The organism is Citrobacter sp. FP75 (genome assembly GCF_018342065.1).
In the GTDB taxonomy this organism is placed as follows: domain Bacteria; phylum Pseudomonadota; class Gammaproteobacteria; order Enterobacterales; family Enterobacteriaceae; genus Citrobacter.
In genome coordinates this window covers 1-23,499 of the sequence record NZ_JAFDOE010000001.1, presented here as the reverse complement: position 1 = coordinate 23,499, position 23,499 = coordinate 1, and the positions used below count along the sequence as shown (strand labels likewise).

Sequence of the window (23,499 nt, the reverse complement as noted above, 5' to 3'; positions counted from 1 at the left end):
AGAGAGAAATATCATGATTCATGTTGTGCTGGTGGATGACCATGTGGTGGTGCGTTCCGGCTTTGCGCAATTACTCAGTCTCGAAGATGACCTTAACGTCGCCGGTCAGTTCAGCAGCGCCGCAGAGGCCTGGCCTGCATTACTGCGCGATGACGTCAGCGTGGCGGTGATGGACATCGCCATGCCGGATGAAAATGGCCTGAGCCTGTTAAAACGCCTGCGGGCGCAGAAACCCAACTTTCGCGCCATTATTCTCAGCATTTATGACTCGCCCACGTTCGTGCAAAGCGCGCTGGATGCCGGCGCCAGCGGCTATCTGACCAAACGCTGTGGACCGGAAGAACTGGTGCAAGCGGTGCGTTCAGTAGGTATGGGCGGACATTACCTGTGCGCCGACGCGCTACGGGCGTTACGCGGCGGTGAGCAGCCCGCACAGGTGCTGGAAGTGCTGACCCCTCGCGAGCGCGAAGTGTTTGATCTGCTGGTTAAAGGCGACAGCGTGAAAGAGATAGCCTTCAAGCTCGACCTCAGCCATAAAACGGTGCACGTCCACCGCGCGAACGTGCTGGGCAAACTGCAATGCCATAGCACCATCGATCTGGTGCATTTTGCGCTCGACCACCAGTTGCTGACGGGGCATTAATGTCACGCGCGACTCGCCATTGGGTGATCTCCCTGTTTATCCTGCTGGCCTGGGGTTCGGGCTGGCTGATGCTGTGGACACTCGGTTTTTACCTGACACATAACGGGCAGCAGGCGGCGCTATTCCTGCCACACGGTGTCTATCTTGCTCTGCTGATCCTGCTGTCGCGCCGTTACTGGCCCGCGCTGGTGCTACCACCGGTGCTGATGCTGTTCTGGCTACACAGCGAACAATTATTGAACAGCTATATTCTGCTGGCTGCCCCGCTGATAAGTCTGCTACCAGCAAGTATCGGTCAGTCATACTGGCACCGCTTCCCGCTCTACTGGCAGCGATTAACGCTATTACTGGCTGCCGTGACCATCACCTCGCTGCTTAATACCGTCCTGCTGTCACCCTTTATTCAAAGTCCGGCAACGCTGATTGGCCTGGCGTCGTTTACCGGTGGCGTACTGCTGACGCCATTTGTTTATCTGATCTACGAATTTCTGCGCCAGCAGCACCGCTATCATTTACTCGGCCTGGACACCAGCAATCCACCGCTGCGCACCTCGCTTATCATCTGGTGTAGCCTGTTTTTTATCATCGGCATCGGCACACAGATGGTGCTGTCACCGGACATCGAACGCCTGCTGCTGATCGTGGTGTTCTTGCCCAACGTAGTAATGGCGTGGAAATTTGGCTGGCAGGGCGGCGTGTTGTCCGGACTACTCGGCAGCATGATGATCACCATCGCCCGTCAGGTAGGCGTGGGATTCAGCAATCTGCTGGAGCTGGAGATTTTCCTCGCGACCCAGGCGCTGCTGGGTATTGGTCTTGGGATCGCCATCAGCCGCCAGCAGCATCTGGCGCAGAACCTGCATCATTATCGTCAGCGTCTGGAAGCCGAGTTAACGGCGCGGCGCGCGCTGACCGAGCAGTTGATCCGCACGGAAGAAAATACGCGTAAGAGCCTGGCACGGGAGCTGCATGACGAAATTGGTCAGAACATTACCGCCATTCAGATCCACTCGCAGTTGGTCAAGCGGGCGCAGGATCCACAGCAAACGCTGGAGGCGGCGAATCAGATCAACGACCTTGCCCGACGCATTCACCACTCCACCCGCCAACTGTTACGCCAGCTTCGTCCGCCCGCGCTCGATGAACTGTCCTTTAAAGAGGCGCTCCATCATCTGGTGAATGAATTTGCCTTTGCCGAACGGGGCATTCGTTGTCGGTTTGACTACCAGCTTGAAAATACGCCAGACAATGAAACCGTCCGCTTTACGCTGTACCGCCTGCTGCAGGAGCTGCTCAATAACGTCTGTAAACATGCCAATGCCAGTGCGGTGTCGATTGCGTTACGCCAACAGGAACAGAGCCTGTATCTGCACGTTGAAGACAACGGCGTGGGCATTCTGCCGGAAAAAATCCCCGGCTTCGGCATCCAGGGGATGCGTGAGCGGGTCAGCGCGTTGGGCGGTGAGCTAACGCTCGAATCGAACAACGGTACGCGGGTAATTGTTAACTTGCCCACAAATTTGCAACAAACCCGCCGCTAACCAGGAAAAAGTCTTAGCCACTCTGGACTTTCTCTCATCCCCTTTCGATTTCACTTTCCTATAGTCAGCAAAACGGAGACGGCCATGCATACACGCGAAACAGACCAACGCTACCGGACGCTACGTCCACGCCTGCTGTTGTGCATGGTGATTGGCTACGCGGCGTTTTATCTGACGCGCAAAAGCGTGAACTACGTGCTGCCGGCGCTGCAAACGGATCTGGGTCTGGATAAAAGTGATATCGGCCTGCTGGGATCGCTGTTTTATCTGACCTATGGCCTGTCGAAGTTCACCGCCGGACTGTGGCACGACAGCCACGGGCAGCGGGCATTTATGGGTATCGGCCTGTTTGCTACCGGCGTCTTAAACGTGGTGTTCGCCTTTGGTGAATCCCTACCGCTGCTGCTGGCGGTGTGGACGCTAAACGGATTTTTTCAGGGCTGGGGCTGGCCGCCCTGCGCTCGACTGCTGACCCACTGGTACTCGCGCAATGAGCGCGGCTTCTGGTGGGGCTGCTGGAACATGTCGATCAACATCGGTGGGGCAATTATCCCATTGATTAGCGCCTTTGCCGCCCACTGGTGGGGCTGGCAGGCGGCGATGCTGACACCGGGGGTAATCAGCATGGCGTTAGGCATCTGGCTCACCCTGCAACTGAAAGGCACGCCCCGGGAAGAGGGATTACCGACGGTTGGAGAATGGCGGCAGGATCCGCTGGAGCTGCGTCAGGAGCAGCAAAGCCCGCCGATGGGACTGTGGCAAATGTTACGCACCACCATGCTGAAGAACCCGATGATCTGGCTGCTCGGTGTGTCGTATGTACTGGTCTATTTGATCCGCATTGCGCTCAACGACTGGGGCAACATCTGGTTGACGGAAAGCCACGGGGTCAATCTGCTCAGCGCCAATGCCACGGTGATGCTGTTTGAAGTCGGCGGCTTGCTCGGCGCGCTGTTTGCCGGATGGGGTTCGGATCTGCTGTTTAGCGGCCAGCGTGCACCGATGATTTTGCTGTTCACGCTCGGGTTGATGGTCTCCGTCGCTGCGTTGTGGCTGGCGCCAGTGCACCACTACGCGCTGCTGGCAGCCTGTTTCTTTACCGTGGGCTTTTTTGTGTTTGGCCCGCAGATGTTGATTGGCCTGGCCGCCGTCGAATGCGGGCACAAGGCGGCGGCAGGTTCGATCACCGGTTTTCTCGGGTTGTTCGCCTACCTGGGGGCCGCGCTGGCGGGTTGGCCGCTGTCGCTGGTCATAGAACACTACGGCTGGTCGGGAATGTTCAGTTTGCTCTCGGTTGCCGCTGTCTTTATGGGTTTATTGCTGATGCCGCTGCTTATTGCAGGCATTACCCCTTCTCTCAGTCAAAGGATAAAACAATGAAACTGACGCTTACCTCTACCCTGATTGCCTCCGGCCTTGCTCTGGCGGCGTTAAGCAGCGTTGCACAGGCAGAAGGTCGTCTGGTGGTCTACTGCAGCGCCACCAACGAGATGTGCGAAACCGAAACCAAAGCCTTCGGCGAAAAATATGATGTGAAGACCTCATTCATTCGCAACGGCTCGGGCAGTACGCTGGCGAAAGTGGATGCCGAGAAGAAAAACCCGCAGGCGGATGTCTGGTACGGCGGAACGCTGGACCCGCAGTCTCAGGCCGGTGAAATGGGTCTGCTGCAACCGTATAAATCGCCGAACCTCACGCAGATTATGGAGAACTTCCGCGATCCGGCCAAAGTGAAAGGCAACCTCTCCTCGGCGGTTTACGTTGGTATTCTGGGCTTTGGCGTCAATACCCAGCGCCTGAAAGAGAAAAATCTACCGATACCAAAATGCTGGAAAGATCTGACCAAACCGGAATACAAAGGCGAAATCCAGATTGCTGACCCGCAGAGTTCAGGCACTGCCTACACTGCGCTTGCGACCTTCGCCCAGCTATGGGGGGAAGATCAGGCCTTTGACTACCTGAAACAGCTCAACGCTAACGTCTCTCAGTACACCAAATCCGGCATTGCCCCGGCGCGTAACGCCGCCCGTGGCGAAACGGCTATCGGTATTGGCTTCCTGCACGACTACTCGCTGGAAAAGGAACAGGGCGCGCCGCTGGAGCTTATCTCCCCTTGCGAAGGCACCGGCTATGAAATCGGCGGCGTTAGCATCCTGAAAGGCGCGCGTAACCTCGATAACGCCAAACTGTTCGTTGACTGGGTGTTATCAAAAGACGCCCAGGAACTGGCGTGGAAGAAAGGCAAGTCCTATCAGATCCTGACCAATACCACCGCAGAGACTTCCCCCAACTCGCTGAAGCTCGACGACCTGAAGCTTATCAATTACGACATGGATAAGTACGGCTCGACAGACGTGCGTAAGGCCTTGATCAACAAATGGGTCAGCGAAGTGAAGATGGGTAAATAAGCCTACATCGGCGATCATTTGCCGGGTGTGGCATAATTACCGCACCCGGCCTGGAATACCGGAACCGCTATGTCACACACACTTGCACTCCATCCTGTGAAAAAACGGGATGCGATATTCCTTTGGGTTTTGTTCGGCTGGCTGGCGTTTGCCTTACTGCCAAGCTGGAGCCTGGACTACGGGCTGCTGGAGTCCACGCGCGACGAAATACTCGCCGCCTACAGCTGGTCACATTTCAATATCAGCTGGCTGTGGTATCTGCTGCCGAGCCTGCTGCTGGTTCGCCCCTTCCATGAAGCTAAACGCGAACAGCGCAGCCGCCATTATCTCGACGCGGGCTGGGCGTTTTTCTGTATGGCGTTCATCGTCGCCAGCGCCACAATTGAAGGGCGCGGCTTAGGCTATGCCACCATCGTACTGTTTGTCGCACTTGGCGCGATAATGACCCTGGCGCTCACCCGCCTGGAATGGCTGGGCGGCGACCGTTTCGTCATCGGCTCGCTCACCGCGATTGTCGCGCTGATCGGTATTTTTATCGTCTGGCCGAGTATCGCTATTTTCATTCCGATGTTCACCAACGACGCCGGAGAATTTGCCCCGCTGGCGTTTATGAATGTGCTGTCGCAGGCGCATATCATTCAGGTGATCCTCAACTCGATTATGCTGTCAATTGCGGTCGGCGTCGGCTGTACCTTCTTCGGCCTGGTGCTGGCAATTTACACCACCCGTATCGCCAGACGTAGCGCCATCATTGGCCGAATTTTCTCAATACTGCCGATCGTCACCCCACCGTTTGTCGTCGGCCTTGGCGTCACCTTAATGATGGGTCGCTCCGGCTATATCACCGAATTAATGGTCGAGTGGTTTGGTTTAACCAACACCAACTGGCTGTACGGGTTTACCGGCATCTGGCTGGCACAGGTGCTGGCCTTCACCCCGATGGCGTTTATGATCCTGGACGGGGCTATTAAGACCATTCATCCGTCGCTGGAAGAAGCGTCATATACCCTGCGCGCCAGCCGCTGGCAGACCTTTAACGGCGTGTTTGTCCCGTTGCTGAAACCGGCGCTGGCTAACGCTTTCCTGATCGTAGTTGTGCAATCGCTGGCTGACTTTAGTAACCCGCTGGTGCTCGGCGGAAACTTCGACGTGCTGGCGACGCAAATCTACTTCTACATCACCGGTTCACAGCTCGACTACCAGGCCGCCAGTACGCTGGGCGCGTTCCTGTTGCTGTTCTCCCTGCTGGTGTTCTGCGTGCAGTACATGTGGATTGGTAAACGCTCCTATGTCACCGTTTCCGGTAAATCCTACCGTGGTGACGTGCAGCCGCTGCCGGTGACGCTGGTGTGGAGCGTGGTCGCGCTGCTGGCGGTGTGGATTGCCTTTAACGCCCTGCTGTACGGCAGCATTTTCTACGGCAGTTTCACCGTTAACTGGGGCGTGGACTACACCCTGACGCTGGCCAACTTTACCAAACTGTTTGGTCAGGGGATGAGCGACGGCGCATGGCCTTCACTACTCGACACCCTGCTCTACGCCGGTATCGCCGCACCGATCACCGCTATCTTCGGCCTGCTGATCGCCTGGGTCGTGGTGCGCCAGCAGTTTAAAGGCAAAAAGACCATCGAATTCACCACCATGCTGTGCTTTGCCGTCCCCGGCACCGTGGCGGGTGTCTCCTATATTCTCGCCTTTAACAGCGCCCCGGTGTACCTCACCGGAACCGCCGCCATCGTGATTATCTCAATGGTGATGCGTAACGTCCCGGTGGGCATTCGCGCGGGGATCGCAGGGCTCGGTCAGATCGATAAATCGCTGGATGAAGCCTCGCTCAGCCTGCGCGCCGGTTCCCTGCGTACCATTACGCACATCCTGCTGCCGCTGCTGCGCCCGGCAATCCTCTCGGCGCTGATCTACAGCTTTGTACGCGCCATTACCACCGTCAGCGCCATTGTGTTCCTCGTCACGCCAGACACCCGCGTGGCGACCGCCTACATTCTGAACCGTGTGGAAGACGGCGAATACGGCGTGGCGATTGCCTACGGGTCGATTCTGATCGTGGTGATGCTGGCGATTATTTTCATCTTTGACTGGCTGATCGGTGAATCACGAACCTCCCGTTCAAAAGCCAAAAACCCGGCGTAATGGAGCGCATTATGACTCAGAAAAATTTCGTTGAACTGCGCAACGTCACCAAACGTTTTGGCAGCAACACGGTTATCGACAATATCAATCTCACCATTCCACAGGGGCAAATGGTGACGCTGCTCGGCCCATCCGGCTGCGGCAAAACCACCATTTTGCGTCTGGTCGCCGGGCTGGAAAAACCGAGCGAAGGACAAATTTATATTGATGGCGAAGACGTCACCCATCGCTCAATTCAGCAGCGCGATATCTGCATGGTGTTTCAATCGTATGCCCTGTTCCCGCATATGTCGCTGGGCGAAAACGTCGGTTACGGCCTGAAGATGCTCGGCGTGTCGCGTAGTGAGCTGAAAACGCGCGTAAAAGAAGCGCTGGCGATGGTGGATCTGGAAGGCTTTGAAGACCGCTATGTCGATCAGATCTCCGGCGGGCAGCAGCAGCGCGTGGCGCTGGCCCGTGCGCTGATCCTCAAACCGAAAGTGCTGCTGTTTGATGAACCGCTGAGCAACCTCGACGCCAACCTCAGGCGCAGCATGCGCGACAAGATCCGTGAGTTGCAAAAGCAGTTTGATATCACCTCGCTGTACGTGACCCACGATCAGAGCGAAGCCTTTGCGGTATCCGATACCGTGCTGGTGATGAACAAAGGACACATCATGCAGATCGGCTCGCCGCAGGATCTGTATCGCCAGCCCGCTTCGCGCTTTATGGCGAGCTTTATGGGCGATGCCAACCTGTTCCCGGCCACCTTCAGCGACAGATACGTTGATATCTACGGCTATCATCTGCCGCGCCCGCCGCACTTTGGCACGCAAGGCGAAGGCATGGTCGGCGTGCGCCCGGAAGCGATCACGCTCAGCGATCGCGGCGAAGAGAGCCAGCGCTGCGTAATCCGCCACGTGGCGTATATGGGGCCGCAGTATGAGGTCACGGTGGAGTGGCACGGACAGGAGATTTTATTGCAGGTCAACGCCACGCGTCTGCAGCCGGACGTCGGCGAGCAGTATTACCTCGAAATCCACCCGTACGGCATGTTTGTCCTGGCAGACGCGGCATAACGGGATTGGCGAGGGTTTTCCAGGCCGGATAAGGCGTTAGCCGCATCCGGCAATAAACATCAGCGCAGAACTTTTAGCGCGGCAATATCCGCAGGCGTGGTGCGACAGCACCCGCCAATCAGCCGTGCTCCAGCGGCCCGCCACTGCGGTAAATAATCCGCCAGCGTAGCGCAGGTCTCGCCGTGATGATGCCAGGTTTTGCTCCCGGCATCGTAGTGTTCGCCCGAGTTCGGATACACCACCAGCGGCAGCGCCGTTAAGCCGTGTAAATGCTGCAACGCGGCGGTCGTGTTTTCCAGCGCAATACAGTTGATGCCAATCGCCACCACCTGCGGATAACGCGCCAGCAGCGCGACTACGTCACGCAGCGGCGTGCCATCGCTCAGGTGTTCGCTGTCACGCAGGGTAAACGAAAACCACGCGCGGGCGCGCGGATAGGCGGTCAGCAGCTCAGCCAGCGCGCTAATCTCGGCAAAATTCGGCAGGGTTTCACAGGCTAACAGATCGGCCCCTGCATCCAGCAACGCTTCCACGCGCGGGCGGTGAAACGCCTGAAACTCTTCAGCGCTACGTTGGTAATCACCACGGTATTCAGAACCATCCGCCAGATACGCGCCGTAAGGCCCGACGGACCCTGCCACCAGCAGCGTGCCCGCCTGCGGGCTCTCTGCCAGATACGCTTCACGCGCTTTGCGCGCCAGCTCCACGCTTTTGCCAATCAGCGCTTTCGACTGCGCTTCATCCAGACCGCGCGCGACAAAACCCGCCGGTGTCGCCTGATAGCTGGCGGTGATCGCACATTGCGCTCCCGCCCGGAAGTAATCAAGATGGACTTCGCGGATAAGCTCCGGGTTTTCGACCAGCACTTTAGCTGACCACAGGCTATCAGCTAAGTTACGGCCACGCGCTTCCAGCTCCGTCGCCATCGCACCATCCAGCAGCAGGAAATCCTGTTGATCGAGGATGGCGCTTAACGGATTATTCTGCGACATGTTCTGGCTCCTGTTTTCACAGATGTAAACTGCCACCATAACACAGCCGTACAGACGGGGAGCCGCGCGCGCCCACAATTATGGATATGCCTCAGCCCTGCACCAGGCGCAGATGTCCGCGTCGGGCGCTTAACATTGGGTAAGGAGTAATGATCAGATACAAAAAGGGTCGCCAGCTCATAACGCCTCCGTTGCCAGGGTTTATGTCAACTCTGGCAACGAAGTCAGCCGATGGCGTTCACCCGGAAGTGGGAACCGCGTGTCGCCTCTCATACGTCTGGATGAGCACGCGGTCAGGAGCCGCTGGCCTGAACCTGGATCTGCGATTTTCGGCTCATCAAAATAAACACCGCCAGGCCTGCCAATAAAATGCCCGGCGCAGAAGCCGCCATCACCCCTACCGTTCCGGTGCCGAGCGCTAACATTTTCCCCGCCAGCAGCGGGCCGCTCATCGCGCCTAAACGCCCCACCGCGACGGCAGTGCCCACACCTGTCGCGCGGATCTGCGTGCTGTAAAACAGCGGCGCCAGCGCATACAGCACGCTTTGCCCGCCGGTGGCAAACATCCCCGCCACAAATCCGGCCATCAGCATACCGCTCAATGAAGATACCGTCCCCAACGCCAACAATGACGCCAGCATTCCGGTGTAGATCAACAACGACATCACCACCGGGCGCAGTTTGTCCATCAACGCTCCGAGGATCAACGTCCCGCTGGCCGCGCCGATTTGCAGGGCAAACATCACGCCCGCCGCCTGCGAGGGCTGAAAACCCTGCTCCACCAACAGCATCGGCAGCCAGTTGATCAACATATACACCACCAGCAGGGTGAAGAAATAGCACAGCCACAGCAGCAGCGTGGCTGTCGCGGTGGCAGGCGCAAACAGGGCGCGCAACGGCGCGGCGGCGACCTGCGTTTGCTGGGCATACACCTGCGATTCCGGCAGCCAGCGCATCAGCAACGGCACTAACAGCAGTGGGATCACCCCGCCGACCCAGAACACGGTTTGCCAGGCGGAGGCCAGACCGCTAAACCCGAGCGCCGCCGCTAACGCCGCGCCAATCGGCACGCCGCAGTACATCAGGCTCACCGCCGTACCGCGAAAACGTGGCCCCGCCGCCTCGGAAGTCAGCGCAATCAGGTTCGGCAACGCCGCGCCCAGCCCGACGCCGGTCATCAGGCGGGCAAATACCAGCGATGAGAAATCCCAGGAAAGCGCCGTGACCAGCGAGAACAGGCCGAACAGCGCCACCGAGGCAATAAGAATGCGCTTGCGGCCATAGCGATCGGCCAACATTCCGCCCACCAGCGCGCCGGGCAGCAGCCCAAGAATGCCCGCGCTGAAGATCCAGCCCATCTGCATTTTATCCAGTGCAAACGCGTGGGCGATACCGACGGCAGCGATACCGGCGGCCTGTAAATCCAGCCCTTCCATCAGGGCGACTAAAAAACACAGCCCGACGGTCAACGTCAGGCGGGTGGATGAGGGGGTACGGGTAGTCATAAGATGTACCTCTGAGGTCACGATGCAGGTGAATCGCGGCTGATACGTTGCCAGCCGCATAATCATTTTTTATTTGCTGTTGCGCAGATCCAGCGCCACGTCGACGATCATATCTTCCTGGCCGCCCACCATCCGGCGTTTGCCCAGTTCAACCAGAATATCTACCGCGCTCAGGCCATAACGCGCCGCCGCCACTTCACAGTGGCGCAGGAAGCTCGAATATACCCCGGCATAGCCCAGTGCCAACGTTTCGCGGTCCACCCGCACCGGGCGGTCCTGTAACGGACGCACCAGATCGTCGGCGGCATCCATCAGCGCATACAGATCGGTGCCATGCTGCCAGCCAAGCTTATCCGCCGCGGCGATAAACACCTCCAGCGGCGCATTACCCGCGCCTGCGCCCATACCGGCCAGGCTGGCATCGATGCGGTCACAACCCTCTTCTACCGCAGCAAGGGAGTTCGCCACGCCGAGGCTCAGGTTGTGGTGGGCGTGCATCCCGGTTTCCGTCTCCGGCTTCAGCACCGCTTTCAGGGCGCGGAAGCGGTCACGGATATCGGACATGTTCATCGCCCCGCCTGAATCGACCACATAAATACAGGTCGCGCCATAGTTTTCCATCAGTTTCGCCTGCTGTGCGAGGTTCTCCGGCGTGGTCATATGGCTCATCATCAGAAAGCCGACGGTGTCCATACCTAACTCGCGCGCATACTGAATATGCTGGGCCGACACGTCCGCTTCGGTGCAGTGGGTCGCCACACGCACCACGCGCGCCCCGGCCTGATACGCATTTTTCAGGTCGTGAATAGTGCCGATACCCGGCAACAGCAGCGTGGCGATCTTTGCGTGTTTCACCACGTCCGCCGCCGCTTCAATCCACTCCAGGTCGCTGTGTGCACCAAAGCCATAGTTAAAACTGGAACCCTGTAGACCGTCGCCGTGCGCCACTTCAATGGAATCCACCCGCGCACCGTCCAGCGCTTTAGCTATCTGGCGCACGTTTTCCAGCGAATACTGGTGACGAATGGCGTGCATACCGTCGCGCAGGGTCACGTCAGAGATATAGAGTTTTTTACCGTTCATGCTGCTTCTCCTGCCTTGCGTGCCAGTGACTGCGCCATCTTCTCTGCGGTCGCCAGCGCGCTGGAGGTCATAATGTCGAGGTTGCCCGCGTAGGCTGGCAGATAGTGCGCCGCGCCTTCCACTTCCAGATAGACGGCGGTTTTCAGCCCGGAAAACTGGCCAATGCCCGGCAAATTGACCGGTTTATCCTGCGGGATGACTTCAAACTGCACGCGCTGTTTCAGGCGATAGCCCGGTACGTACGCCTGTACCGCCGCCGCCATCTCGTTGATTGACGCCTCGATTTCCACCAGGGAGGCCGCTTCGCTCAGCACATACACCGTGTCGCGCATCATCAGCGGCGGTTCGGCTGGGTTAAGGACGATAATGGCTTTACCTTTTGCCGCGCCGCCGACCACTTCAATGGCTTTCGAGGTAGTTTCAGTAAACTCATCGATATTGGCACGCGTGCCCGGTCCCGCAGATTTACTGGCGATCGAAGCGATAATCTCCGCGTAATGGACTTTTGCCACGCGAGAGACCGCCGCCACCATCGGAATGGTCGCCTGCCCACCGCAGGTCACCATATTGACGTTCTGCCGATCGACGTTAGCCTCAAGATTTACCACCGGGACGCAGTACGGGCCAATTGCCGCGGGCGTCAGGTCAATCAGGCGGATCCCCGGTTTAACGGCGCGCAGCGCGGCGTCGTTTTTCACGTGCGCACCTGCGCTGGTGGCGTCAAACACGATGTCGATGTCGGCAAACTCCGGCATGGCGATAAGACCTTTCACCCCTTCATGGGTAGTGGCGACGCCCATGCGACTGGCGCGCGCCAGGCCGTCGGATTGCGGGTCGATACCGACCATCACCGCCATTTCCAGATGCACGCCGTGACGCAGAATTTTAATCATCAAATCAGTGCCGATGTTGCCGGAACCGATAATGGCGACTTTACGCTTACTCATGACTGACTTCCTTTTGTAACCGCCGCAGAGAACGTGGCGGCAACTGAACCAATACCCTCAATATGGGCCTCGAAACGATCGCCCGCATTCACCGCTACCATCGGGCCTAACGCCCCAGTGAGAATAATGTCTCCGGCGCGCAGCGGCTCGCCAAGGCTGGCCATTTTGCGCGCCAGCCAGACGGCGGCGTTGATCGGATGTCCCAGACATTCGCTGCCGCACCCGCTGGAAACCTCTTCGTTATTGCGCGTCATTTTCATCGCGCAGTTTTTCAAATCTAACCCTGCCGGACGCTGTGCCGGGCCGCCGACCACATACACGCCGCAGGAGGCGTTATCCGCCACGGTATCAACAAACTTGATTGACCAGTCACGGATACGGCTGCCGACCACTTCCAGCGCGGGCAGCACCCACTCGATGGCGTTATACAGCTCGTCAAAAGTGGTGTCGGCATTGGGCAGGTCACGGTTCAGCACCAGCGCGATTTCCGCTTCAATACGCGGTTGCAGCACGCGCTCAAACGCAATGGTGTCGTTATCGCCGTAGCACATGTCGGCAAACAGCGTGCCGAAATCCGGCTGATCGACGCCCAGTTGCTGCTGCACTTTCGGGTGCGTGAGACCCACTTTGCGCCCGACCACACGTCGGCCCTGCGCAACGTCGTAGTGCACGTTAATACGCTGAATGGCGTAGGCCGCTTCGGCGTTGTCCACGCCGATCAGTTCACGCAGCGGGGCGATAGCTTCCCCTTTTTCCTCAGCCTGTCGTAAGTCGGCGGCTATCTGCTCAAGATTAAGATTGGTCATGTCCGCTCCTTAAGGGCGTGCGAGGAAATTCAGCACCAGCTGGTTAAAGGCATCCGCATGTTCCCACTGCGCCCAGTGTCCGCAGTCGCGATAAATGTGCAGCTCAGAACCGGCAATTCCGGAGAGCAGGCGCAGACCGGCGTCCATCGGTACGAAGCGGTCGTTGCGTCCCCAGACAATCAGGGTCTGGGCTTTGATTTCCCCCAGGCGCGGGCCGAAGTCCGGGAACTGTTTCGGGTTGGCTTCCAGGCTCTGGACAAAGTTTTCCAGATGATCGCGGCGCGACAGCATGTTATTCAGGCGCGCTTCAAACAGTGCTTCTGTCAGATCGCGGGTGTCGAAGACAAAGATCTCCATCATCAGCTTCAGGTTCTCGATGGTCGGCTCGCGATACAGCTGATTCAGCCGCTTGATGCCTTCGGTCGGCATCGGCGTAAATAGGCTCATACCGCCCGTCCCGCCGCCCATCAGCACCAGCTTACCCACACGTTCCGGCCAGCTCAGGGTGAACGCCACGGAACTGTGCCCCCCCATCGAATTGCCCAGCAGGTGGATTTTCTGAATATCCAACTGATCGACCACGCTTTTCAGAATGCGGGCATTGAGATCGGATCGCGAACCGCGGTTAACGATCCCATCGCTTTTGCCCCAGCCAGGGCAATCCAGCAGGATCACCCGGTATCCGGCCTGCACCAGCGGATCGATATTGCGGCTGAAGTTCGCCCAGCCGGTCGCGCCCGGACCGGAGCCATGAAGCAGCACGACGGTCTCATCGCCCTGCCCACAGTCATTGAAATGTACGCGCAGGGTTTCGCCTGCTTCCTGCACCTCCAGAAAACGGCTGGTGGCGGCTTCGGTTTGCGGTTGGTAAGTCATGATGTTCTCCTGCATATTCAGTTCTGTTTCAGTTCTGTGTGGCGGCGCTCAGGGAGCCGAATCCGGCTATCCACTCCGGGATCGGGCGGTAATAACGGCCTTCGCTACGCCAGCTACCAAAGGCAGAAATGGCGGCAAAGGCGGCGACCCAGGTTTTCACTTCGTGCGTTGATTTGCCCGCCATCGCGGACAGCTCTTCGTTACTGACCTCATCCAACTCCTGCAAACGCCCCTGCTCAAGCAGAGTCATAAAGCGGTTATCCCAGACAGGGTTAAGCGGATGCAGCGTGTTTTGATCGGCCACAAACTTCTCGGCGGCGCTGATCACCCGCTGCTGGCGCAGTTCACGCTCGTTTTCGGGTAGCTGTTTGCCGCTGCCGAGCAGGCGATCGCGCATGTGAGCATCGGCCTTCGACAGCTCCGGGACCGGCGGCTGATGCGACAGCCCGCCGGAACCAATAAACAGCACGCGCTTATTTAGCGAGCTGGCGAAACGGCCAATCGCGTCGCCGAGCATGCGGGTACGCTGAAAGCCCGGCAGCGGCGTGGCGACACCGTTGATAAACACCGGCAACACCGGCACCTTATCCAGACCACCAAGCAAAAACTCCAGCGGCTGCGCGAAGCCGTGATCGACCTGCATGTTGTAAGAGACAGCCAGATCGATGCCGCTTTTCATTACCGCGTGGGCGCAAGCTTCAGCGAGATCTGTCGGCACCGGCAGTTCCCCCGCCGCGCTGCCGAAATCACCGATCGCCGTGGCCCCCACGCCTAAACAGAACGGCGGCATCACGTCGTAGAAAAAACCGTTGTAGTGATCGGGGGCAAACAGCACCACCAGTTCAGGGTCGAACGCCGCAATACGCGCGCGGGCGCTGGCGATCACACCGTTAACCTCATCGAGTACGGCCTGCGCCGGGTCGACGTATCCCACCAGCGGCGAGTGAGAAAGACAGTGAAGATAAGCGTGCATATCAGGCGACCTTTTCAACGGGAATATCGGCATTTGCGCGGGTGAGCGTCATCACCGACGCCAGTTTATTCAGGGTGCTGCCCAGAGTTTGCGGAATGGCGATGGCGGCCACAAAGCGGTCCGGACGCATCACCACCAGCGAAGCGTTGTGTTGGGCAAACCACGCGCGCAGACGGTTTTGCGTATCGCCGATGCGGGTCACGCCGTCGTGGTTATCCTGATCGGTGCTTATTTGCGTGTCCGGTACCACCTGGATAAACCGCGTGCCAAGCGCACGCCACTGCTGGATTTGCGTCTCGCTCATGCCCCACAGAGGATTACAGCCCCAGCCGATCACCGCAAAATTCGGTCCGATGACGTTGTCGAGCAGCGTCACGTCGCCCGTTTCCAGCGTCACTTTCGGCTGGATAAACATCTTGCCGACCGGTGAGCTTTTCGCGTCGCCTTCACGCACCAGCGCCCCGGCGTGGTACTGCGGCATCGGCTTAAAGCGCATTTCAAGGAAGTAGCGTTTGACCGGCGGAATATAGTTCAGCAGCCAGGAAACCCCGTCGCGCACCGCGCCGTGCCAGCGCTTCGGCGGCGCAAGTACGTTGCCTGCGGTCACGGAGAGATCGATCATCGCTTTGGCGTGGTCGCGGCGTTCCTGCTGGTAGGTATCCAGCAGCGCGTCACAGGCTTTACCCTTTATCACCAGCGCCAGTTTCCACGCCAGGTTGAAGGCATCGCGCATGCCGCTGTTGTACCCCTGCCCCTGCCAGACCGGCATAATGTGCGCCGCGTCGCCAGCCAACAGCACGCGGTCAATGCGAAAACGTTCGGCCAGACGAGCGTTATGGGTATACACGCGCTGGCGGATCAGCTCGACGTTGTCCGGGTTCGGCAGCACTTTGCTCAGCAACTGGCGCATATTTTGTGGCTCGCTGAGCTGCGCTTCGGTTTCTCCCGGCATCACCATAAATTCAAACCGGCGCACCGCATGCGGCAGCGCGGCGGAGACATACGGACGCACCGGATCGCAGCACAGATACACATGCGGCGTGCTGAGCGGATCGTTGGCGATATCCACCACAATCCACTGATTCGGCGCGGTTTTGCCTTCGAACGGCACATTCAGCGAACGCCTGACGTTGCTACCACCGCCGTCGCAGGCCACCAGCCACTGAGCTTTCACCGTTTCACGCTGACCGTCCGGCGCTTTCAGATTCAGCGTCACTTCGCCATCCTTCTGACTGAACGCCTCCAGTTCACGTGAGAACAGGCAGCGCACGTTGGGAAAACGCGACAGCCCTTCCAGCATCACCGCATCCACCTGCGGCTGAATAAACGCGTTGCGGCGCGACCAGCCAAATTCATCGGTCATCGGCTGGATATCGGCAAAGCAGCGACCTTTCGGGGTGAGAAAGCGCATCGCGTGCCACGGCGTGGTGTGCGGCAGCACATTCTCGACCAAACCGACGGACTGCATGGTACGCAGCGCTTCATCGTCAATACCGATGGCGCGGGGATAGTCGATCAGCGTATCGAGCTTTTCCACCACCAGTACCTCAATGCCCATCTGGCCAAGATAGTTCGCCATCATCAGCCCTACCGGACCGGCACCGGCAATCGCTACCTGCGCGGTGTGCTGCACAGCGGGTTGGATATCCGGGTTTATCGTTGTCATTTCAGAACCTCACTACTCAGACAAAACGCAATGACAGACCCTGGCGAGGCGCATTTTGTTTTGTTAAAAAGATGTGAATATTTTTATTGTGCGGTCAGTATAGGTGCGCGTTTTTGCGCTACAATCAAAACATGCCTGGGCGTGCACTAAGTGCACAACGTTGTTTTATCTGTAGATTTGTCAATGAATATGAAAAATGACGACGGTACCGAATACAAAACCGTGCGCGGATTAACGCGCGGGTTAATGTTATTAAATATGTTAAATCGGCTAGACGGCGGAGCCAGCGTTGGCCTGCTGGCAGAGCTGAGCGGCCTGCACCGCACCACGGTCAGGCGACTGCTGGAAACGTTGCAGGATGAGGGTTACGTCCGGCGCAGCCTGTCCGATGACAGCTTTCGCTTAACCATTAAAGTCCGCCAGCTCAGCGAGGGATTTCGTGACGAGCAGTGGATTTCTGCGCTCGCCGCCCCGCTGTTGGGGGATCTGCTACGCGAGGTCATCTGGCCGACCGACGTTTCCACGCTGGATGTGGACGCCATGGTGGTGCGTGAAACCACCCACCGCTTCAGCCGCCTGTCGTTTCACCGGGCGATGGTCGGGCGTCGTTTGCCGCTATTAAAAACCGCCTCCGGCCTGACCTGGCTGGCGTTTTGCCCAGAGAATGAGCGTCAGGAACTGATTGAAATGCTGGCCTCAAGACCGGGAGAAGCGTTCCAACTGGCGCGCGAACCCTTAAAGCTCGACGCCATACTGGACCGTGCGCGTAAAGACGGCTTTGGCCAGAACTATCGCGGCTGGGATCAGGAGGAGAAAATCGCCTCCATCGCCGTTCCCATCCGCAGCGAGCAGCGGGTGATCGGCTGCTTGAACCTGGTGTATATGGCCAGCGCAATGTCCATCGAACAGGCCGCGGAAAAGCATCTTCCAGCCTTACAAAAGGTGGCAAAACAAATTGAGGACGGCGTCGCGTCGCAGGAGATATTGGTTGCCGGGAGGTGAAGTGGATCACAGTTATGCGGATCATCTGATTGATATCAGGAACGGCTCACTAATCTGCCGATATAGCATTGTGGCGTCTTGCCCAAATGATATCTTCATTACATAGTGTGCATTGTTTATTTGCCAGGAGGCGGCATGTTAAAGGTCATTGCTGAAGATTTTATCAAACCTGAGTGTATTGAAACCGTTCTCCCTTTGTATCGTGAGCTAATATCGGCAACGAAAAAGGAGCCACTCTGTCTTGCTTATGACCTCTATATTGATGAAAAAGATCCGGGCCATTTTATTTTTATAGAAGAATGGCCAGACCACGCGGCGCTAGATGAACATTGTGCCAGTGAGCATTTCCGCCGACTTGTGCCGTTAATCGATCAATACACGCGCAAAGAGGCACGTTACATACTTATGGATAACGTAGTGAACCCTCGCTAATATTAACTTTATACAGGGAAACATCTTGAAAACGCATAAAAAATGCCTGGGATTTATTTCGATTGTTGTCGATGATTACGACAGGGCTATTGATTATTACACCAACAAGCTCGGTTTTACCCTGGTTGAAGATACTCCACAACCAGGAAAACGTTGGGTTGTGGTATCACCGAACCCGGACAGTGACTGTCATTTGTTACTCTCCAGAGCCGCTAATGAGACTCAGGAAGCGTTCATCGGTAACCAATGTGGCGGACGGGTCTTCCTGTTTCTGCAAACCGATGATTTCTGGCGCGATTACAATAAAATGAAGTCAGCCGGTGTTCAGTTCTGCGAAGCTCCCAGAGAAGAAGAGTATGGTACCGTGGTGGTCTTTGAGGATCTCTATGGCAATCGATGGGATTTATTGCAGAAGGCTTAAATCCTGGCGTTAGTTTTTTGACACAAAAAAACCGAAACCCCGCTCCTGAAAAGGAGTTGAGCTTCGGTTTTTATTCAGTCTGAAGGGCTTCAGACCTTAAGCAGTTTCACCGTCTCGTCGATGTCGATCTCATCTTCCGAGAAGATCAGCGTCGTGCCCTGGAAGGTGGTGATAGCCAGCTTTTTCAGCGAGCGCATTTCGCCAGGCTTCACATCTGATTTCGGCTTGATGCTGTTCATCAGCGCGCCCACGGACAGCACCGCATTTTCTTTATCAATGCGGGTTTCAACCGGTACTTCTTCGCTGTAAACCAGATAGGACTTGATCGCCGTGAGCTTCAGGCGCTCGCCCGCGATATAGATGTATTTGCTGTCTGGTATGACTTTTACCGCGTAGGCAGACAGGCCTTTGTTGTTGGTGGTGGGCTCAAAAGTCACCGCCGCGTCTTTCTTGATCAGCTCAGGATTAGCAACCTTAATCACATGAAAATAGCGGTTATCGCCGTTTTCATCTTTGATAAATCCAAAGCCTTTATCTTTAAACCACGTTGTGATTGTTCCGTTCATTGCTGTTTCCGCCTGATTAAACCTAATACTCGTAGAGTATATCTACTCAATTTGCGCGCAGTGTAAAACACAGGCCATGTCTTTGGCTACTCGTTACCCCAGCGATTGAGGAACTCCGCGATATCATCGATACGCTGTGCGTCGACGCCGGCCACGGTTGCCATCTCTTGCTGCGCGTCTTCGCCGATCTCTTCGTTGTTCATCAAACGGGTGATCAACTGCTGGAAGTAGTGCGCCAGCGCGTCGCGTTCAGCATCGCTCACCGGCTTTGCGGCCTCGGTCGCGTACTCGTCGGCGATATCATAATATTTTAGCGGAATGTCGTTGTTCATCAGGTGCTCCGGGGTGAATGCGTATGCCAGCAGTTGCCTGCCGCGTCTGGTGTGAATGATAGCATTCTTATTTCATGGTTCGCGAACTGTTTTATTGGCTGTAATGCGTTGCATATATCAACAATATTTTCTGGAGCCGCTTCGCATTTAATAAATCTTCTGTTATTTAAATGACTGTATTTTTATTCAGCACGATATAATAGCCACAGGTTAAATAATGCAGAAAAAATGTGAAGGTAGACGTTATTTAATTTCGTGGATGAGTCAGTGATTAAACGCAATAAATAACGCTCCCTGTAGGCCTGAATGCGGTTGGCCCGATCCCATCGTTAGTCGCCCATTTGCCCACATTCATCTTCTGAACAACACTCTACGATACCACCACTGACCCAACACGTGGAGCAAGCACCATGTACATCACGCAAATTCGTAATGCTACGCAGCGCATCGCCTTTGGCGGCAAAACTTTTCTGATCGATCCAATGCTGGCGGAGAAAGGTGCTTATCCGGGTTTTGCCGGAACGGCGCGCGCCGAGATCCGCAACCCGACCGTGGAATTACCTGTCGATATCGACACGCTGCTCAACGTCGATGCGCTGATCGTCACCCATCTGCATGAAGACCACTGGGATGAAACTGCGGCTCGCGTTGTGCCGAAAAACAAACCGATCTATGTGCAAAATGAGCAGGATGCACAGGTGTTACGGGGTCAGGGGTTCACGCAACTGACCATCCTGACGCACAGCACCACGCTCGGCGACATCACCCTGTGTAAAACCGGAGGCCAGCACGGCTCCGATCGCGCTTACGCCATCCCACAAATGGCGGAGCGTTTAGGCGATGCCTGCGGGGTTATCTTCCAGCATCCGGCGGAAAAAACGCTGTATCTGGTCGGCGACACAATCTGGCGCGACGAAGTGGAAGCCAACATGCAGACCTTCCAGCCAGACGTGGTTATTCTGAACGCAGGCTTTGCTCACGTCATCGGTTTTGGCCCCATCATTATGGGTGCGGAAGATGTGCTGAAAACCCACTTCACGCTGCCCGAAGCGCAGATTATCGCGATTCATATGGAGGCGATTAACCACTGCCTGCTGACCCGCGCGGCCCTGAAAGAGTACGCCCGCGACAACCAGATTGCGCCATTCGTTAACGTGCCGGAAGATGGCGAAACCCTGACATTTTAATGCCCGTAGAGGAATCGTATGCAGCCGCTTACCGTTGCCATTGTTGCCGTGGAAGATTTCAGCCCGTTTCACTTCTCGGTGCCGTGCATCATTTTCAGTGACAAAGTGGCGGCGAAAAAACGCTTTGAGGTGCAACTGTGCGCCGAACGGCCCGGCATCGTCTCCTCTCAGGATGGCTTTTCCATTAACGCGGTTCATGGTTTTGAGGCAGTGGAAGCCGCCGATATCGTGGTGATCCCCTACTGGGGCACCACGGCGCATCGCCCGCCGCAAAGCCTGCTTGATGCGCTCAATCGCGCACGGCAAAACGACGCGCAGATTGTCGGGCTGTGTCTGGGCGCGTTTGTCCTCGGCTATGCCGGTCTGCTGGATGGCAAACGGGCGGCCACGCACTGGGAGTTTGAGCAGGACTTTCAGGCCCGCTTTCCCGCGGCGCATCTGGATATCAATGCCCTGTATGTGGATGATGACGGCATTATTACCTCGGCAGGCACCGCCGCCGCGCTGGATTGCTGTCTGTACGTTATCCGCCAGCGTTTTGGCAGCACGGTGGCTAATCAGATTGCCCGACGGATGATTGTGCCGCCGCACCGTGAGGGCGGTCAGGCGCAGTTTATCGAACAACCGGTAGCGAAAAATACTCAGGATAGGCGCATCAACGCCCTGCTCGACTACTTACGCCAGCATCTCCACGAGCCGCAAAATCTCGACGTTCTGGCGCAGCGGGTGATGATGAGTCGTCGCACCCTCACCCGCCATTTTATGAAGGCCACCGGGTCGAGCATCGCGGAATGGTTGATTACCGAGCGCCTGCGCCGTAGCCAGACGTTACTGGAGTCCAGCTCACTGCCCGTTGAGCGCATCGCTGAGCAGGTCGGTTTTCAGTCGCCCGTCACCTGGCGTCAGCATTTTAAATCCCACTTTGGCGTCAGTCCGGCGGAATGGCGCAAAACCTTTCGTGGCGTTTAGCCGCTTTTTTTCGCCAGCCAGATGGTATGCCCTGCGCAGTTCGGGTCTTCCATCATCATATCAACCATCTCAAAACCGTGCGCTGACAGCAATGCGCGGTATTCATCCGGCGCGAGGCTGGCGTGAAACAGCGGCTCGCCTTCAAATTGCCCCATCGCGATACCGTTGTCCGTACCGCTGGTAAACATCAACGCGCTGCCGGGGTGGCTGAGCCGGTCAAATATCGGGAACATCTTTTGCTGGTCCTGCCGGGTTAAATGAAAAAAGCTGTCCCAGGCAATCAGACCGTCAAAGGTTTCATTGAGCGCCAGCTCGCGCATATCCTGCTCCAGCCAGCGCTGTGCGGGAAAAGATTGTCGGGCGCGCGCCAGCATTTCCGGGGAACCATCAACTCCTGTAAGCTGAAAACCTTGCTGGATAAAATAACCGGCAATCGGCTGACCGTTGCCGCAGCCAATATCCACAATGCTACCCTGCCCGCCCATCACGGTGATGAACTTGTCCAGCCAGCTTTTCTCAAACAAGGCGCGTGAGCGCTGGCTGGCAAAGGCATCTGCATGACGTCGGTAGATAGACAGAATGTTGTTTGCCGCAGAGTCGCTCACGATGTCCTCACTTTTTATTCTGATAAGTTTAACGACGATAAATCCTCCAGCACACGATCCGCAACCCTGGAATGCGCCTCGCAGAACCAATGCGCAAATACCCCAAAACTGCCCCACTGTGGCATCATAGCGCGCAGATAACGACATGACAGGGGTGATAAACGTGAAACCGGTAACGCTGTACGATGTAGCAGACTATGCAGGAGTCTCTTACCAGACCGTCTCGCGCGTCGTGAATCAGGCCAGCCACGTTTCCGCAAAAACTCGACAGAAAGTCGAGGCCGCGATGGCGGAGCTCAATTACATTCCTAACCGCGTCGCGCAGCAGCTGGCCGGAAAGCAAACGCCACTGATTGGTGTGGCCACCTCTAATCTTGCCCTGCATGCCCCCTCGCAAATCGTTGCCGCCATTAAATCCCGCGCCGACCAGTCCGGTGCCAGCGTGGTGATCGCCATGGTCGAGCGCAGCGGCGTTGAGGCGTGTAAAGCCGCGGTCCACAACCTGCTTTCTCAACGCGTAACCGGGCTTATCATCAACTATCCGCTGGATGAAGAAGACGCCATTGCCGTGGCTGCCGCCTGCGGCACAGTGCCGGTGTTGTTTCTCGATGTCTCTGACCAGACGCCGATTAACAGCGTGATTTTCTCCCATGACGACGGGGCGCGCCTCGGCGTTGAACATCTGGTACAGCACGGGCATCAGCACATTGCCCTGCTGAGTGGGCCGCGCACTTCGGTATCGGCAAGGTTACGGCATGCGGGCTGGCATAAGTATCTGGCGCACTACCAGCTGCAACCCGCCGCGGAGCTGGAAGGCGACTGGAGCGCGATGTCCGGCTTTAACCAGACCATGCAGATGCTCAACAACGGCAATATCCCCACCGCCATGCTGGTTGCCAACGATCAAATGGCGCTGGGCGCAATGCGGGCAATTAGCGAGTTTGGTCTGCGGGTAGCGGCTGATATCTCAGTGATTGGCTACGATGACACCGAAGACAGCGCCTGCTATATCCCACCGCTGACCACCATCAGGCAGGATTTTCCATTACTGGGTGAAACCAGCGTCGACAGACTGCTACAACTTCCCCATGGCGAATCAACCGTGGGTAATCAACTGCTGCCCGTAACCCTGGTTAAGCGCAAAACGGTTCTGCCTCCCGATACGCAAACCACCTCCCCTCAGGCGCTGGCCGATTCACTCATCCAGTTAGCGCGGCAAGTTTCGCAACTCACACCTAAAATGTGAACGCATAACAATTGTGTGAGTCAGTTCACTCATTGAACGCCCTGTCCTTTACAGCAGGGATCGCTTATTCGTATTTTGATTGGAATTGTGAGC

Annotated in this window: 23 protein-coding genes; 12 read left to right on the top strand and 11 right to left on the bottom strand. The window is 57.0% G+C overall.

Annotation, left to right across the window (positions count from 1 at the left end):
• Nucleotides 1-13 precede the first annotated feature (13 nt).
• The 6 genes from JQ822_RS00115 (at nucleotide 14) to fbpC (ending at nucleotide 7,798) form a co-directional block, all read left to right on the top strand.
• A complete protein-coding gene (locus tag JQ822_RS00115) occupies nucleotides 14-643 on the top strand; it encodes a response regulator transcription factor (protein WP_213132942.1) in 630 nt (209 codons plus the stop codon).
• Nucleotides 643-2,184 (top strand): MASE1 domain-containing sensor histidine kinase, encoded by a 1,542-nt coding sequence (locus tag JQ822_RS00110; protein ID WP_213131773.1) that lies wholly within the window; start codon nucleotides 643-645, stop codon nucleotides 2,182-2,184. Before JQ822_RS00115 ends, JQ822_RS00110 begins: the two co-directional genes overlap by 1 nt.
• 60 nt (nucleotides 2,185-2,244) lie before the next feature.
• Entirely contained in the window at nucleotides 2,245-3,564 is a 1,320-nt protein-coding gene (uhpC, locus tag JQ822_RS00105) for an MFS transporter family glucose-6-phosphate receptor UhpC (RefSeq protein WP_342344232.1), read from the top strand.
• Nucleotides 3,561-4,592, top strand: coding sequence for an ABC transporter substrate-binding protein (locus JQ822_RS00100; RefSeq protein ID WP_213131771.1), 1,032 nt, complete (start codon nucleotides 3,561-3,563; stop codon nucleotides 4,590-4,592). The genes uhpC and JQ822_RS00100 overlap by 4 nt, the downstream gene beginning before the upstream one ends.
• A 69-nt stretch (nucleotides 4,593-4,661) precedes the next feature.
• Nucleotides 4,662-6,740 (top strand): ABC transporter permease, encoded by a 2,079-nt coding sequence (locus JQ822_RS00095; protein WP_213131770.1) that lies wholly within the window; start codon nucleotides 4,662-4,664, stop codon nucleotides 6,738-6,740.
• 11 nt (nucleotides 6,741-6,751) lie between these two features.
• Nucleotides 6,752-7,798, top strand: coding sequence for a ferric ABC transporter ATP-binding protein (gene fbpC, locus JQ822_RS00090; RefSeq protein ID WP_213131769.1), 1,047 nt, complete (start codon nucleotides 6,752-6,754; stop codon nucleotides 7,796-7,798).
• 59 nt (nucleotides 7,799-7,857) lie between these two features.
• On the opposite strand, the gene mmuM is transcribed toward fbpC, so the two are convergent.
• From mmuM to JQ822_RS00050, 8 genes are all read right to left on the bottom strand, one after another.
• A complete protein-coding gene (gene mmuM, locus JQ822_RS00085; protein ID WP_213131768.1) occupies nucleotides 7,858-8,790 on the bottom strand; it encodes a homocysteine S-methyltransferase in 933 nt (310 codons plus the stop codon).
• Nucleotides 8,791-9,083: 293 nt separating this feature from the next.
• Nucleotides 9,084-10,295: a 3-(3-hydroxy-phenyl)propionate transporter MhpT gene (mhpT, locus tag JQ822_RS00080; protein WP_213131767.1), complete on the bottom strand. Its 1,212-nt coding sequence runs from the start codon at nucleotides 10,293-10,295 to the stop codon at nucleotides 9,084-9,086.
• A gap of 69 nt (nucleotides 10,296-10,364) precedes the next feature.
• Nucleotides 10,365-11,378 carry a 4-hydroxy-2-oxovalerate aldolase gene (gene mhpE, locus JQ822_RS00075; protein WP_213131766.1) on the bottom strand — a complete coding sequence of 338 codons (1,014 nt, stop codon included), beginning with the start codon at nucleotides 11,376-11,378 and terminating at the stop codon, nucleotides 10,365-10,367.
• The gene (mhpF, locus tag JQ822_RS00070; protein WP_213131765.1) at nucleotides 11,375-12,325 is read right to left on the bottom strand and encodes an acetaldehyde dehydrogenase; all 951 of its coding nucleotides are present in this window, start codon (nucleotides 12,323-12,325) and stop codon (nucleotides 11,375-11,377) included. The genes mhpE and mhpF overlap by 4 nt, the downstream gene beginning before the upstream one ends.
• Nucleotides 12,322-13,131: a 2-keto-4-pentenoate hydratase gene (mhpD, locus tag JQ822_RS00065; RefSeq protein WP_213131764.1), complete on the bottom strand. Its 810-nt coding sequence runs from the start codon at nucleotides 13,129-13,131 to the stop codon at nucleotides 12,322-12,324. Before mhpD ends, mhpF begins: the two co-directional genes overlap by 4 nt.
• A gap of 9 nt (nucleotides 13,132-13,140) precedes the next feature.
• A complete protein-coding gene (gene mhpC, locus JQ822_RS00060) occupies nucleotides 13,141-14,007 on the bottom strand; it encodes a 2-hydroxy-6-oxonona-2,4-dienedioate hydrolase (protein WP_213131763.1) in 867 nt (288 codons plus the stop codon).
• A gap of 28 nt (nucleotides 14,008-14,035) precedes the next feature.
• Nucleotides 14,036-14,980 carry a 2,3-dihydroxyphenylpropionate/2,3-dihydroxicinnamic acid 1,2-dioxygenase gene (gene mhpB / locus JQ822_RS00055; protein ID WP_213131762.1) on the bottom strand — a complete coding sequence of 315 codons (945 nt, stop codon included), beginning with the start codon at nucleotides 14,978-14,980 and terminating at the stop codon, nucleotides 14,036-14,038.
• Between the two features lies 1 nt (nucleotide 14,981).
• Nucleotides 14,982-16,646, bottom strand: coding sequence for a bifunctional 3-(3-hydroxy-phenyl)propionate/3-hydroxycinnamic acid hydroxylase (locus tag JQ822_RS00050; protein WP_213131761.1), 1,665 nt, complete (start codon nucleotides 16,644-16,646; stop codon nucleotides 14,982-14,984).
• A gap of 189 nt (nucleotides 16,647-16,835) precedes the next feature.
• Between JQ822_RS00050 and JQ822_RS00045 the strand changes: the two genes are divergently transcribed.
• The 3 genes from JQ822_RS00045 to JQ822_RS00035 all read left to right on the top strand — a co-directional run bounded on the left by JQ822_RS00045 (nucleotide 16,836) and on the right by JQ822_RS00035 (nucleotide 18,501).
• On the top strand, nucleotides 16,836-17,648 hold the full coding sequence (locus JQ822_RS00045) for a DNA-binding transcriptional regulator (protein WP_213132941.1): 813 nt from the start codon (nucleotides 16,836-16,838) through the stop codon (nucleotides 17,646-17,648).
• A gap of 135 nt (nucleotides 17,649-17,783) precedes the next feature.
• Complete coding sequence (locus tag JQ822_RS00040; RefSeq protein WP_213131760.1) at nucleotides 17,784-18,080, top strand: putative quinol monooxygenase; 297 nt, start codon at nucleotides 17,784-17,786, stop codon at nucleotides 18,078-18,080.
• 25 nt (nucleotides 18,081-18,105) lie between these two features.
• Nucleotides 18,106-18,501, top strand: a complete 396-nt coding sequence (locus tag JQ822_RS00035; protein ID WP_213131759.1) for a VOC family protein — start codon at nucleotides 18,106-18,108, stop codon at nucleotides 18,499-18,501.
• An 89-nt stretch (nucleotides 18,502-18,590) separates the two neighbouring features.
• On the opposite strand, the gene JQ822_RS00030 is transcribed toward JQ822_RS00035, so the two are convergent.
• Nucleotides 18,591-19,067: a cold-shock protein gene (locus JQ822_RS00030; RefSeq protein ID WP_213131758.1), complete on the bottom strand. Its 477-nt coding sequence runs from the start codon at nucleotides 19,065-19,067 to the stop codon at nucleotides 18,591-18,593.
• Between the two features lie 86 nt (nucleotides 19,068-19,153).
• Nucleotides 19,154-19,399 (bottom strand): YmjA family protein, encoded by a 246-nt coding sequence (locus tag JQ822_RS00025; RefSeq protein ID WP_213131757.1) that lies wholly within the window; start codon nucleotides 19,397-19,399, stop codon nucleotides 19,154-19,156.
• Between the two features lie 410 nt (nucleotides 19,400-19,809).
• Here JQ822_RS00025 and JQ822_RS00020 point away from each other — a divergent pair, with 410 nt between their 5' ends.
• Together JQ822_RS00020 and JQ822_RS00015 are read left to right on the top strand one after the other, a co-directional pair.
• Entirely contained in the window at nucleotides 19,810-20,586 is a 777-nt protein-coding gene (locus tag JQ822_RS00020) for an MBL fold metallo-hydrolase (protein WP_213131756.1), read from the top strand.
• 18 nt (nucleotides 20,587-20,604) lie between these two features.
• Nucleotides 20,605-21,555 (top strand): GlxA family transcriptional regulator, encoded by a 951-nt coding sequence (locus tag JQ822_RS00015; RefSeq protein WP_213131755.1) that lies wholly within the window; start codon nucleotides 20,605-20,607, stop codon nucleotides 21,553-21,555.
• Here JQ822_RS00015 and JQ822_RS00010 read toward each other — a convergent pair.
• Nucleotides 21,552-22,160 (bottom strand): class I SAM-dependent DNA methyltransferase, encoded by a 609-nt coding sequence (locus tag JQ822_RS00010; protein WP_213131754.1) that lies wholly within the window; start codon nucleotides 22,158-22,160, stop codon nucleotides 21,552-21,554. The genes JQ822_RS00015 and JQ822_RS00010 overlap by 4 nt on opposite strands.
• 154 nt (nucleotides 22,161-22,314) lie before the next feature.
• Between JQ822_RS00010 and JQ822_RS00005 the strand changes: the two genes are divergently transcribed.
• Entirely contained in the window at nucleotides 22,315-23,406 is a 1,092-nt protein-coding gene (locus JQ822_RS00005; RefSeq protein WP_213132940.1) for a LacI family DNA-binding transcriptional regulator, read from the top strand.
• Nucleotides 23,407-23,499 lie beyond the last annotated feature (93 nt).